The organism is Streptomyces scopuliridis, assembly GCF_042790125.1.
In the GTDB taxonomy this organism is placed as follows: domain Bacteria; phylum Actinomycetota; class Actinomycetes; order Streptomycetales; family Streptomycetaceae; genus Streptomyces; species Streptomyces scopuliridis_A.
This window is the reverse complement of the sequence record NZ_JBHTZS010000015.1, coordinates 84288-97354: the sequence shown is the minus strand read 5'-3', so window position 1 is coordinate 97354 and position 13067 is coordinate 84288. Positions and strand designations below refer to the sequence as shown.

The following is a 13067-nucleotide window of genomic DNA, read 5'->3' as shown; positions in this document are numbered from 1 at the left end:
ATGCCTGGGAGCGTACGAGCCCGTGACCGAGCCGATCGATCCTGCGAACCCCGTCATCGCCCACTTCGGGCCGGACGGACTACGTCAGTTCACGGCCGCTTCTCTCGCCGGTGTCGCGCTACCCGACGAGGCGGCACGCGCGGAGCTCATGGAGACCGGTGTGCCGGTGTCCGTCGGACCGTACTTCCGGGTGGCTGCTCGCAGTGAGGCCGTGGAGCTCGGCGGGTACGCGCTGCACCATGCCAAGCCCGCACCGCCCGTCCAGTTGCTGCGCTGGCTCCGGCTGGGTGACGACAAGGGAGCGGAGCTGTGCGTACGTCCCGACGGTGCCGTACAGGCGGTCGTACTGTCGGAAGTGATCCCGGACATGTACGTCAGCTCATCCGTGGTTCTGCTGAACCGTTCACTCCTCGCCCTCGACCGCGCCCTTCCGCGCATCGCCGCCGCCGATGGCATGGAACACGCGGCTGCCGTCTTCGCCGAGCTGGACAAGGAACTGAGGACGCTGGACCCGGCTGCCTTCGTGGAGCGCGAGAACTGGTGGCCCCGTGTCCTGGACGATGTCCGGCACACGCTCAACTTCCCCTTCCAGGCCGCCTTCGAGTTCCGTATGGGAAACGGTCAAGAGGAGATCGTCACCGACGCGACGGGTCCGGGGCGGGCACATCCGGAAGAGCGGATCTGGCAGCGGCTCTCGTCCTCCGGGGTACTCCCCGAGCACGTAACGCGGGTCTACTGCGAGTTGGAGCCGTGTCTGATGCCGGGACATTACTGCTCGATCTGGCTGCGTAAGGTGCTGCCGCACGCGCAGTTCACCCATAGCTTCGACTACGGGGAGACGGCCGAGTCGCGCGAGGCGGGTTTCAAGGAGCTGATCGTCGAGGCCGCCCGGCAGGCGCGGGAGGGGCAGTGAGCACGGGAGGGGCTGCAAGCGGGGGCAGCTCACCACCGGACGGACCGGGTGAAGACGGCATACGACTGCGGCGGCCGGGTGCGGGGCGCGAGCCGGCGGCCGCCGCGCTCATCGGCTGGCTGACGGACCCTGACGCCCCACGCCTCTGCTTGCTCACGGGTCCGGCGGGAGCGGGCAAGTCGCATCTCCTGGCGTGGTTGCTGGAGCATGGAGTCACCGGGTCCGAGCAGAGCGACCTAGGGCGCCGGGTCCATGCCGCGGCGCCCTTGGCGGAACGCGGTCTGCGAGGAGCGGCGTGGATGCTCGCCGACGACCTGGGCATCACGGCCAGGGCGCCGGAGGAACTGGTCGCCGCCGTGACTGCGGACACCCGTCGCACGGTGCTCGTCCTCCCGGAACTGCACAGCGCGTACGCCCCCGTGGACGTCGTCGAGCGCCTGCTGCTGCCCCTGCTGACCGTGTCCCATGTGCGGATGATGGTTGAGTCCCGTAGCGGCGCCGCATGTACGGATGTGCTGCTCGGCTCTGTCACCTTCCGCGCGGTACTGGACTTGGCGGAGCCTCGATGGACAGATCGTGGCGGGTTCGGGCGATGGGCGGCATCGGCCGCCCCCGCAGCCGCCGGTACGGGCGAGGCAGCCGACGTACGCGACACCGCTGACACAGGCGCTACGGCTGACACCGCCGACCGCTACCCCTCGCCGGGGCGGGTTCTGGGCTGGCTGCCGAGTTCCCCCGCCGGCCCCTCTCTGCCGTCCTTCGACGTCGCCGCACTCATCACGGCCGACCCGCACCATGTGACAGCGTGGCTGGAACAGGCCGAGCGGGCCGGTGAGTTCATCGGCGAACTGGGACACGCGTGGCTGTCTGCCGGCCAGTCCCTGTGCCGCCCGCAGGACCCGGCCTCGCGTGCGCTCGTCCTGCTCGCTTCCATGGGCGACATCAATCCTGTGTCACACCCCGTCAACACCGATGCGCGCGGCACGGCTGTGCGGACGCGTCTCGCCGAGGCAGCATCATCACGTCCATGGCGAGTCGTGTGGTCACGTACACGAGACGACAACAGTCCGGGCTGGCCGGGCCCGGTCGCGGCACTGTCTCCCGGCACGGCTCAGCACACCGGCCGGGTTCTGCTGACCGGCCACATGGGGGACGTACGGATCTATGACCCCGATGGCTGGAGCCCACACGCACGGCTCTCCACCGAACGCCCTCGTCACCTGACTGCCGTGTTCGGGCTGCCGGACGGAACTGTGGCCGTCCTTGACGAGTGGGGGCAGATTCATGTGGCCGGCGAGATCGCGGCTTCTGCCGGCGGTGGCGGTGGACTGCGCGGGCTGATCGATGAGTCGACGGACGAGTGGCGGCCCTTGCGGGAAGCCGTGTTGGCGTTCCCCGGTGAGGTGCCGGGAGGGGCACGGCTGACTGCCGCGTGCGCGGTGCCTGGCGGAGTCGTGTTCGGAGACGAACAGGGTCGCGTACACACGGTTGTGCGTCGGGCCCCGGACTCCGATCCCGACCCGGCCCCGAGCTCGGCCGAGCCGCTCCAGCGCCTCACCCAACCGCTGCACGAAGGTCCGGTCACGGCCTTGGCGAGCATACGCATCGCTACGAATTCGCCGTCGGACGTCAGATCGGACTGGGCCGCGGAAGGCCCGACTCTCGTCTACTCGGGCGGCGCGGACGGCCGGGTCAGGCTGTGGGGCATAGGAGCCGACCCTTTAGGGACACCCGTTCATGCCCGACCCCATGCCGTCACAGCTCTCGCCTCTTCGACCGGCGAGGACGGCCGGTCGAGCACGGTCGTCGCGGTGGCTTGGGCGGACGGTCTCGTCGTGCATGAATCACTCGGCGCGGACACGGACAACCACACCGAGCTACGGCAGTTCCGTCCCGGCCCGCCCGTTCGTGCCCTGTGCTGTGCCGGTCACTGCCTCGTGATCGGCACGGACGAGATGATTGCGGCGCTGTCGACGGCCTGAATCCCGAGGTGACAATCCAAGCCCAGTACCCCGCTGTGACAAGTCAGTTGAGTATCAGTCACATCCCGGTACGCTCGATCGAGTGATCTACCAATCACGCGTTCGAGACGGGGGTCTGAATGAGCGTGACGCTGCCGGACGATCTGCGCGACATCCTTGAGCTGGTCGGCATCGACTGGCCGGACCTCGACGAGGATGAACTGCGCGACACGGCCCGTGAGTACCGCGAGTTCTCGCAGGAGTTGCTCGATACCGTCCGCGACGCCAACAAGGCCTGCAGCAATATCACCGCCGGCAAGAGCAAAGGCGTCGCGGTGGACGCCTTCAAGACGCGCTGGGGCAAGGTGTCCGGCCAGGACATGAAGAATCTGGCGTCGGCGGTCGACATACTCGCCGACGCGATGGACACGGGCGCCGGCTACGTCACCACCTGCAAGTACGTCATCATCGCCGACCTCACGGCCGCAGCCGCGACCATCACCGGCAGTGTGATCGCCGCCTTCTTCACAGGAGGTCTCACCGCGCTGATCGGCGCGGCTGCCGCCGCCGCGCTCAAGCTGGCCGTCAGAGAAGCCATCGATCTCCTCATCCAGCAACTCGTCGATCTCGCCGTCGAGAAGATCGAGGCGCAGGTGCTCTCCAAGCTGGAGGGTCTCTTCGACGACGAGGTGAGTTCCGGAGGCCGCGACACCGACGGAAAGCTGCTCCCCCAGGGCTCCGACGCCATGGGTCAGGACCTATGGATCGAGTTCGCCGAGTTCGCCGACGCGATAGATCAACTCGGCAAAGAACACGGTCGGTTCAATGACAAGAAGTCGAAGTTCGACGGCAAGCGCGAGAAGCGGAGTCTTGTCTCGAAGAAGGATGACCGTTTCTCGAAGTTCGGCACGGCCATCGACAAGGCCGAGGAAAAGGTCGAGTCGACAACGGTCAAAATGTCGAAGGAGCTGGAGAAGAACGTCACCGGCCTCGACAAGACGAAGCGGAGCAACGACAGCACCGACAAGGACATCAAAGACAGTATCGGCCCGTGCGACTACAAGAAGCTGCGCCGCGGGGACGATGTTCCCATGTACCTGCTTGCCAAGGATGGCACCGTGCAGGAACTCACATCCAGCGGAAAACTGAAGCCGGTCGACGCCACGGACGACTCGGGAATTCACGGTCTGCTTCAGCCGAACGGCAAGGCTTGGCGCCCGAGCGCAAAAGCCGAGAAGGATCAGACGAAGATCACGCAGAACCACCCGGGAAAGGTGACCTCAACCAAGGTCAACGCCTACAACGACCGGTTGGGGCACGCCACACAGCTCGCCCGTAAGGCGCGGGACGACTACAAGACAAGCAATAACTACGCCTCTGGCTACTATGTCGACCCCACCACGGGAAAGCGTTTGATCCTTGTGGGCTACAGCCAGCAGGGCCTCCATTCGGAGCGATCGATCGGGTACCCTCTGATGAACAAGGGGAAGGAAGCCGGATTACAAACGGTGTTCACGGAAAGGGCCCCCTGCCAAAAGGGGGCCAACTGCGAGCGCTGGCTGGACAAGTATTTCGCATCCAAGAACCCCTCACTGGAAGTGCTCCATTCCGCCGATTACGATTCGTCAGCCACTGACGGCAAGGTGCGGAACAAACCGCACTCAGACTACATAGAGGGTCTGAAGAAGAACCATGGCAAGTAGCAGCCCGAGGTAGGGATTAATGAGCAGCGAATCCATCGGCACGCGCGACGTGATTGAGGCATTTGGCCTGGAGGGCGTCGTGCTCTTCCCTTACGCGGAAAGGGAGTCGTCGCCGCTGTCGGTTCGGGCGTCGACCTTTTTGAGTCGCGTCGGGGTCCCCAACGACTACTTCTTCATCTCCAGGGGCGGTCCGGAGGAAGACGGCGGCGGGGGTGGGGAGGAGGAGTCCGTGTTTGTCGGCTCGTGGGCTGCCGACGAGGATTTCAGTTTTGATGTGCCGGAGGAATGCAGGTCGTGGTTGATCGTGGGGCACTTCCCCTGCGCGGCGGCGGCGCTGAATCCTGCCGATGACCACATCTATGGCTTCTCGTACGACGGTGACGGTAAGCCCGTTCTGATGCACCGTGACCTTGAATCGCTCGTGCGGTCCCTCATCACGCTCAAGCACTTCTGTGAGGAGCGGGAGGAAAACGAGGACCTGGCGCCGGAGGAGCTGCGTACACGGGTTGACTCGTTCGACCGGCTTCCTTTCTCCGACGAGGCATCGGAGTGGAACCGCATGTACGAGGAGATCGTGGACGGAATCTTCTGACCGGCAGGGCATCGCCTCACCGGTCTCCCGGACACCATTGGTGACATGGCCGCGCCTGTCGACCCGACTCCCTCGGCCGGCTCGGCCGGCTCCGGTCAGCTCGGTCGGTAGGTGGCCAGTTCCGTCAGGGGGTCCAGCCGTAGGGGGTTCCAGCCCAGTTGTCGGCGCGCGCGGGCGCCCGTGAGTTGTTGGTCCAGCGCGAAGGCCTCGGCGACCGGTCCCATCCGCTCCGTCGCCTCGGCCATGCTCAGATGCCGGACCGCGCCCGGCCGCCCCATCGCCCGGCTGAGCGCCTCGGAGACCTGGAGCGCGGTGGGGTTCCGGTCGCTGACGCCCGCGTAGACGGATCCGGCGGGGGCCGCCAGCGCCAGCACGTACAGTTCGGCGAGGTCCTCGACATGGACCAGCGACCAGTGGTTGGACCCGTCCCCCACGCACGGGACGGCGCCCGTGGCCCGTCCGGGAGCCGCGTAGAACGTCTCGATCAGCCCGGCCGAGCGGCCGTACACCAGGCCAGGCATCACCACCACGGGCCGCTCGCCCGTGGCCGCCCGCGCGAAGACGCGCTTCTCGTTCTCCAGGCGCCAGGCCGTCAGCCTCGGCGGGTTCAGCGGCGCGTCCTCGTCGACGATCCCGGCGGTGTCGCCGTAGACCCACACCCCGCCGGTGTGCACGTACGGACGGGCTCCCGCGCCGTCCTGCATCGCCCCGGCGGCGGCGCGGTCGACCTCGGCGGCGTCCGTACCGGCGTACTGGCCCAGGTGCAGAACACCGTCCGCGGCGCGCGCCGCCTCGCGGAGCACGGACACGTCGGTCAGCTCGCCACGGACCGCGCCCGCGCCCAGCCCGGTCACGATCCGCTCGGAGGCGTCGCTGCGTACCAGCGCCGTGACCTCGATTCCCCGCCGGACCAGCGCCTCGACGGTGGCCCGCCCGATGTAGCCGGACCCGCCCGTCACGAAGACCTTCATGGTCGCTCCCGTCCTGGGTGGTGCAGTCCTGGGTGGTGCAGTCCTGGGTGGTGCAGTCCTGGGTGGTGCAGTCCTGGGTGGTGTACGTGCGTCCTGCCCAACAGGTATCAGTCCAGGTCAGGGGGTTGGCGGCGGGATCGGCCGATCGAGTGATGGATGATCGGGCGATGGGTGATCGGGCGATGGTGATCCCGTCATCGCGCGCGGAAAGAGAGACGCCCGGCGCCGGTCAGCCGCCCGCCGACCACGCCGCGATCACCCGGTCCAGGTTGATCCGTACGTAGTGATCCGTCTCGGCCTCCCGCATGCGCCGCATCTGGGGCAACAGGCTCCGCTCATCGCGCTGTTCGCCGGTCTGCACCGCCTGACGGCGCACCCTCGGGTCCTCGTCGCCGAGGGCCTCGGCCAGCAGCGCGGCCGCCTCGTCGTGACCGCCGCCGCGCCGCGCCTCGGCGAGGAAGTACACGGCGGCTTCGCGCGTACGGGCACCACCGTGGGCACCGCCACCTCGCCCCGTGATGAGCGGGGCCAGGTCCGCGGCGCGCAGCCGCCCGCCCTCGGCCATGGCCCGCATCGCCCGCCACACCACGTCCGCGTCCGGGTCCCCGAGCAGCGGCCGGGCCCGCTCCGCCGCGTCCGCCGTCCCGAGCGCCCGCAGCACGCTGATCGCCTCGGCCCGTACGGAGGCGTCCGGATCGGTCAGGGCGGACCGCGCCGCCGGCTCGACCGCCGCGGTCCCAGAACGCCACGCCACCTCCAGGGCCGCGCGCCGCACGAGCGGGTCGGCATCGGCGGCGGCCGAGGCCAGCGCGCCGGCCGCGGTCGGGGTGATGAGCGGCAGGAAGCCCAGCGAACGTGCCGCCCGCGCGCGGCGCTGTGGTGCGGGGTCGCCGGCGAGGATACGGAGCAGCGCGGCCTCGTCGCCGGGGATCTTCTCGCCGAACCAGGTCACGCGGTATCCGGCGAGCAGTTCGTCGAGCCAACGCTCGTACCAGGCAAGGAAGTCCGGGTCCTCCAGCACATACGGCGCGGGCACGCCGTTGAGATCCACGTTGACGAGCCGCCCCCGCCCGGGACCGGTGACGACGAGCTGCGTGTAGCTCGTACAGCCGTGGTGCACGAGCGCGAGCGTCCCCTGAAGCGGATCGGGGCGGTCGTCCGGGCCCCAGAACCCGTCCCACCAGTCGTCGCCGTACAGCGTGTCCGGTACGAAGGGGCTCGGCTCACGCAGGTGGCCCGCGAACGAGTCGGACACCGTGTCGTACGTATCGGCCAGCGACAGCAGTCCGTACGCCGGGCCGGCGCCGCCGTCGCCCACGTCCGTGACGAACGCGCGGTAGCCCTCGGGGAGCACGATGCCGTGCTCGGCCTCGAACGCGGCGACGCGGGACTCCGGCAGGGGCGGATTCAGCCGGTAGCCGTGGCTCTTGGCGCCGAACGCCCCCAGGGCGTCCGGGCGCCCCGCCGCCTCGGCCAGCTTCCGCGCGATGCGCGCCAACCGCTCGTCCATGCCCACCTTTCAGACGGTCGGCTGATCGTCCAGCTCGGTGATCGGGCGGTCGCTGACGACGGCCGTCATGATCATCGGGGCGTCTCCGTCGCACTGGTTGACGGAGACCGCGACCCACCGGCGGTCGGCGGAGACCGGCCCCCATACGGTCAGATCGCCGAGGCAATCCGCGTCGCACAACGCCTGGAACAGCGCGGGCATGGGCTCGCCCGCCAGCTTCCGGAAGAGCGGCACCCGCATGGACACCCGGCGATGAGCACCCCATCGCCGGTCCAATTCCGCGACGAGCCGGGCCAGATACGCTTCGGCCGCCTCCTCCGCCTCGTTCCACTCGGGCGCGTACACCCCGACGAGGTCCTCGCTCTCCCAGAGCGGCACGATCCGGAACCCCGCCCCTCCGGTCGCGCTCCACTCCCCCGTGACCGGGTCCCCCTCGCCGGTCGTCGGCCCGCTCGTCGGTACGGGAGCGACGAGCAGCGCCTCCACGTCGGACACGGCGCGGCCCGTCTCGAATGCCTCTCCGGCCCGTACGGTCACGGCGCGGTCCTCCATAGCTTCTCGTTCACCGGCCCGGCTCTGCGCACGGCCCTGGCCGGCCAAGCTAGCCGATCGTCTCGCGCGTCCTCGGACCGGTGGGCGGCGGCCCGCGTCGTGTGGCGCCCCGGCGCCCCCGCGTGCTCGGCCTCCCCGCCGTCACCAGCGCACCGGGAGCGTACGCAGTCCGCGCAGCAGGCTCGGGCGCCACTCGGGGGCCGCGGTCGCGTCGTCGAGGGCGAGGTCCGGGAAGCGGTCCAGCAGCGCGGGCAGCGCGATGGACGCTTCGAGCCGGGCGAGCGGGGCACCGAGGCAGTGGTGGATGCCGTGGCTGAAGGCGAGCTGAGCGCGGTTGACGGCGGGGTCACGGCGGATGTCGAAGCGCTCGGGGTCCGCGAAGCGCGCCGGATCGCGGTTGGCGGCGGCGAGGGAGAGCACGACGCGCTCGCCGCGCGGTATCGGCGTACCGGCCAGGGTCATGGGCTCGGCGGTGTAGCGGTACGCGGCGATCTGCGCCGGCGGCTCGTACCGCAGCGTCTCCTCGATCGCGCCCTCCAGCAGCCCGGGATCGGCCCGCAGGGCGGCGAGTTGGTCCGGGTGGCGCAGCAGCAGATGGACGGCGCTGGAGATGAGGTTGACGGTCGTCTCGTGCCCGGCGACGAGCAGCAGGAACGCCATGCCGAGGAGTTCGTCGGGCGCGAGCCGATCGCGCGCCCCGCCGCCCCCGCCGTCCCCGCCGTCCCCGCCGTCGGAGTCGTCGGAGTCGTGGGTACGGACGAGAGCGTGCAGCAGGTCCGCGTCCTGCCCGGGGGCCGGATCGCGCTTCCCCTCGATGAGCCCGGTGAGATATTCGGTCATCGCTGCCGCGCCGGCCGCCGCGGCCTCGGCTTCGTTGACGGCGACGATCGCGCTCGACCAGCGGTGGAAGGCTTCGCGGTCGGCGGCCGGGACGCCGAGGAGTTCGCAGATGACGGTGATCGGCAGCGGGAAGGCGTACGCGTCGACGAGATCGGCGCCGCCGGCCGGGGCCATCGCGTCGAGGAGGCCGGCGGAGATGCGCCGGATGCGCGGCTCCAGCTCCGCGATACGGCGAGCGGTGAACTGCCGTGAGACGAGCGCGCGGAGCCGGGTGTGATCGGGCGGGTCGACCTGGAGCATGTTGCGCCCGATCGCGTAACCGCCGTCGTTGTCGAACTCGGCGGAGTGCCGAATGTCGTTGCGCAGCCGCGTGTCCCCGAGCGCGGCGCGCACGGCGTCGTACCCGAGGACCAGCCAGACCGCCTCGCCTGCGGGCATCCGGATGCGGCGGACGGGGCCTTCGGCGCGGAGCGCCTGGTAGGCGGGATAGGGGTCGGCGAAGAAGTCGGGGGCGGCGGAGGTGAGTTCGGCGAGGTGGTCTGCGCGCATGGTGGCTCCCTGGATAATCGGGGATCGCTCCCCGTTTCCTCTCGCGCCGAGCCTACCAAGAACCGGGGCGATAACCGGGGACCCCTCCACGCTTCATTCCGGACTTACTCCTACTCCGCTTACTCCTATTCCGCTTACTCCCACTCCACCGTGAGCGTCGCCCCCGCGCCCGACTTGAGGAAGACGTACGCCGTGGCGGCGGGTGCCGAGGCGAGGCGCAGACGGGTCTGTGTGATGCCGGCCGGGTTGACCGTGGTGAAGGCCGTGGACGACTTCGTTCCCGAGGTGAAGGCGCCGATCTCCGCCGCCCCGGAGGCCGAGGCCGGAGCCGACCAGTCGTCGGCGGCCGTCGCGCAGCTCGCGCCGAAGCAGCCGGTTCTGACGTCCAGGAGCAGCCGGTTGCCCGCCGCCCAGGGGTCACCGGCGCCGCTCGCGCGCGTCACCGTCACGAACGCCCGCGTCACGCGCGCGTCGTCCGGGACGGACGAGGTGTCGAACGAGAACAGGGTCCGGTTGTGCAGCCCGTCCGTGCCCCGGCCGACCGCGACCCCGAGGCTTCCTTCGAGCGTGCCGACGGCCGGGCCGTCACCGGTCGCGGACGCCTTCACATAGCCGTCGTCCGCGGCCAGGCTCGGCAGTACCACGCTCCCCGCGCCGGGCTCGGGCCCCGGACCGGGGGATCCGCCGCCGTCCAGGTCCCAGAACAGACCGATCCGGTACGAGGCGCACAGCCCGACGTCCAGGATGTACGCGCCCGCCGTGCCGCACTGCTCGGGGCCGGTGCCCGGGTCGACCGGCTGGCCGTGGCCCATGCCGGTCAGCGAGTACGTCTCCACCACGTCCCGGCCGGCGCCGTCCCGGTACACAGCGTGTGGATAACCGGCCACGGTGTCGGTGGCGTCGGGCGTCGCGTCCGTACCGTGCACCGCGGTCCACTGCTCCACCGTCTCCGTCAGATTGGCCGGGACGACCGTCGTGTCCGTGGTCCCCTGCCAGACCGAGACCGTGGGCCAGGGTCCGACGTAACCGGGGTACGCGGCACGGACCTTGCCGGCCCAGGCCGACGGCGACAGGTTCGTCCCCGGGTTCATGCAGGTGTACGCGGCGAGCACGCTGGTCGCGCACGCGTACGGCAGCCCGGCCACCGGTGCCCCGGCGGCGAAGACGTCCGGGTAGGCGGCGAGCACGACATTGGTCATCGCGGCCCCCGCGGACAGCCCCGTCGCGTAGACGCGGGCGGGGTCGCTGCCCAGGTCGCTCTTCATCCGGTCGGTCATCTGCTTGACCGACAGCGCCTCGCCCGAGCCGCGCGCGATGTCACCGGATTCGAACCAGTTGAAGCAGGAGTTGAGGTTGTTGCCGGACTGCTGCTGGGGCAGCAGCAGCGCGAAGCCCCACTGGTCCGCCCACTTCGTCCAGCCGGTCTCCGAGTCGTACGCCGCCGCCGACTGCGTACAGCCGTGCATCGCCACCACGAGGGGCCGTCCGGCGGGCAGGCCGTCCGGGACGTAGCGGAACATCCGCAGATTGCCGGGGTTCGTACCGAAGCCGGTCACTTCGGTGAGCGTCGCGGCCCGTGCTTCGGGGACGAACCCGGGGCCGCCCGCGCCGAGCAGGGCGACGAGGAGGGCCAACAGCAGCCCCGCCGTGGTGAGTCGTCGCTCCGTGCTTCGTCGTTCCGTGCTTCGTCGCGCCGTGCTGCGTCGCGCCGTGCTGCGTCGCGCCGTACCTCGTGGGCTTCGTCGCGCCCTACCTCGTAGGGCAGTTCGCCCCGCCGTGTGCCTCGTCCAGGTGCTCTCGGTGCTCTCTCGCATCGCGGCTCCCCTCGTATCCGTCTCCCTTGACGGGGTACGGACACTAGGGGGCGCGTCCGGGCCGCGCAGCACGGCCCGGACCGCCATCAATCCCGCGGAGTCGTGGGCTCCGGCCACATGGACAACGCCTGACCGGAATCCGCCGGGTCCGCCGCCCGTCCCGCGCCCAGCTCCGGCCGCTCCCGGATCCCGAATTCGCGGCGCAGCGCCGAAAGAGCCGCGAGATGGCCGGACATGCCGTGGACGCTGGGCCCCGGCGGCGTCGACGCCGAGCAGAGATAGACCCCCGGCAGCGGCGTCCGGTAGGGGTCGAGCCGCGGAGTGGGGCGCAGCAGCGACTGCTTGAGGGTCATCGCCCCGGCGCCGATGTCCCCGCCCACGTAGTTCGGGTTGTACGCCTCGTACGCGGCGGCGGAGATCCCGCGCTGGGCGACGATCGTGTCGGTGAACCCCGGCGCGTACCGCTCGATGCGGGCGCGCACCATCTCCAGCGGATCGGTGTCGTCGCCGTTCGGTACGTGCGCGTACGCCCACACCGGCCGCTTGCCGGGCCTGGCGCGCCCCGGGTCGGTGGTCGCCGGGTCGACGAGCAGGACGAAGGGCTCGGAGGTGGCGATGCCCCTGGCCGTCAGGGTCTCCTGGCGGAACATCTCCGCCTGGGTGCCCGCGAGATGGACCGTACCGGCCCTGCCGACCTCCGGGTTGGCCCACGGGATCGGCTCCGACACCAGGAAGTCGGCCTTCGCTGCCCCCGGCCCGTACCGGAACGCGTCGAGCCGGCGCCGGTACCGCGCGGGCAGCCGGTCACCGGCGATGGCGGTGAAGCCCTTGGGGCTGGTGTCCAGGAACACCGCCTTCACACCGCCGAGTTCGCGCAGATCGCCGATGGGGCGGCCGGTGTGGAACGTACCGCCGTGCGCGGTGATGTCGGCCGCCAGCGCCTCCGCGATACGGGCGCTCCCGCCGCGCGGCAGCGGCCAGCCGGTGCCGTGCGCGAGATGGCCGAGCAGCAGGGCGACCCCGGCCGAGGCGAGGGTGGGCAGTCTGCCGATGGAGTGCGCGGCGACACCGGCGAGCAGGGACTTCGCCCGCTCGCCGGCGAACCGCCCGGCGGCGAGCGGGGTCCCGTGCGCCAGCGCCCTGGTGGGGAGGAGCAGCGGGGCCAGCAGGTCGCGCGGCAGCCCGCGCCCGCCGGAGAGGATCAGGTCGACGATGCCCTCGCTATGGTTCAGCAGCGGCGCCATGAGCCGGCGCCAGCGCCGTCCGTCGCGGCCGAGATGTTCACAGGTGGCGTCGAGGTCGCGGTAGGCGAGCCCGGCGTCGCCGGCGTCGAGGGGGTGCGCGTAGCTGATCTCGGGGTGGAGCAGTTCGACCCCGCGCGCACCGAGGTCGAACTCACGGAAGAAGCGTGAGGCCGCGGCCATCGGATGCACGGCGGAGCAGATGTCGTGGACGACGTCGTCATCGAAGAGGGGCTCGGTGCGCAGCCCTCCGCCGATGGTGTCCCTGGCCTCGTGGAGCTCGACGGTGAGGCCGGCCCTGGCGAGCGTGACGGCGGCGGCCAGCCCGTTGGGCCCGGTCCCGACGACGGCGGCGTCCGCTGTCATGCCACACCCTCCCGGAGTACCCCCGCACCCGACGCACCCGACGCACCCGACGCTG

The 13067-nt window shown here is 70.4% G+C and carries 10 protein-coding genes; 4 read left to right on the top strand and 6 right to left on the bottom strand.

Translation table 11 applies throughout. The annotated features are described in order from the left end of the window. Positions 1-22: 22 nt before the first annotated feature. The 4 genes from ACFRKB_RS23205 (at position 23) to ACFRKB_RS23190 (ending at position 5169) form a co-directional block, all read left to right on the top strand. The gene (locus tag ACFRKB_RS23205) at positions 23-913 is read left to right on the top strand and encodes a nucleic acid/nucleotide deaminase domain-containing protein (RefSeq protein WP_383108265.1); all 891 of its coding nucleotides are present in this window, start codon (positions 23-25) and stop codon (positions 911-913) included. A 299-nt stretch (positions 914-1212) separates the two neighbouring features. Continuing rightward, on the top strand, positions 1213-2895 hold the full coding sequence (locus ACFRKB_RS23200; RefSeq protein WP_383108263.1) for a hypothetical protein: 1683 nt from the start codon (positions 1213-1215) through the stop codon (positions 2893-2895). Positions 2896-3014: 119 nt separating this feature from the next. After that, positions 3015-4577 (top strand): WXG100-like domain-containing protein, encoded by a 1563-nt coding sequence (locus tag ACFRKB_RS23195; RefSeq protein ID WP_383108262.1) that lies wholly within the window; start codon positions 3015-3017, stop codon positions 4575-4577. Positions 4578-4596: 19 nt separating this feature from the next. Continuing rightward, positions 4597-5169 (top strand): SUKH-4 family immunity protein, encoded by a 573-nt coding sequence (locus ACFRKB_RS23190; RefSeq protein ID WP_383108261.1) that lies wholly within the window; start codon positions 4597-4599, stop codon positions 5167-5169. Between the two features lie 95 nt (positions 5170-5264). Here ACFRKB_RS23190 and ACFRKB_RS23185 read toward each other — a convergent pair whose 3' ends face one another. The 6 genes from ACFRKB_RS23185 to ACFRKB_RS23160 form a co-directional block, all read right to left on the bottom strand. After that, positions 5265-6140 carry an NAD-dependent epimerase/dehydratase family protein gene (locus ACFRKB_RS23185; RefSeq protein WP_383108260.1) on the bottom strand — a complete coding sequence of 292 codons (876 nt, stop codon included), beginning with the start codon at positions 6138-6140 and terminating at the stop codon, positions 5265-5267. A 229-nt stretch (positions 6141-6369) separates the two neighbouring features. After that, positions 6370-7650, bottom strand: a complete 1281-nt coding sequence (locus tag ACFRKB_RS23180; protein ID WP_383108259.1) for a HEAT repeat domain-containing protein — start codon at positions 7648-7650, stop codon at positions 6370-6372. Between the two features lie 9 nt (positions 7651-7659). Next, positions 7660-8187, bottom strand: a complete 528-nt coding sequence (locus ACFRKB_RS23175; protein ID WP_383108348.1) for a hypothetical protein — start codon at positions 8185-8187, stop codon at positions 7660-7662. Positions 8188-8343: 156 nt separating this feature from the next. Further along, positions 8344-9591: a cytochrome P450 family protein gene (locus tag ACFRKB_RS23170; protein ID WP_383108258.1), complete on the bottom strand. Its 1248-nt coding sequence runs from the start codon at positions 9589-9591 to the stop codon at positions 8344-8346. 134 nt (positions 9592-9725) lie between these two features. Continuing rightward, on the bottom strand, positions 9726-11225 hold the full coding sequence (locus ACFRKB_RS23165; protein WP_383108257.1) for an extracellular catalytic domain type 1 short-chain-length polyhydroxyalkanoate depolymerase: 1500 nt from the start codon (positions 11223-11225) through the stop codon (positions 9726-9728). A 266-nt stretch (positions 11226-11491) separates the two neighbouring features. Further along, the gene (locus tag ACFRKB_RS23160; protein WP_383108255.1) at positions 11492-13012 is read right to left on the bottom strand and encodes a phytoene desaturase family protein; all 1521 of its coding nucleotides are present in this window, start codon (positions 13010-13012) and stop codon (positions 11492-11494) included. Positions 13013-13067 lie beyond the last annotated feature (55 nt).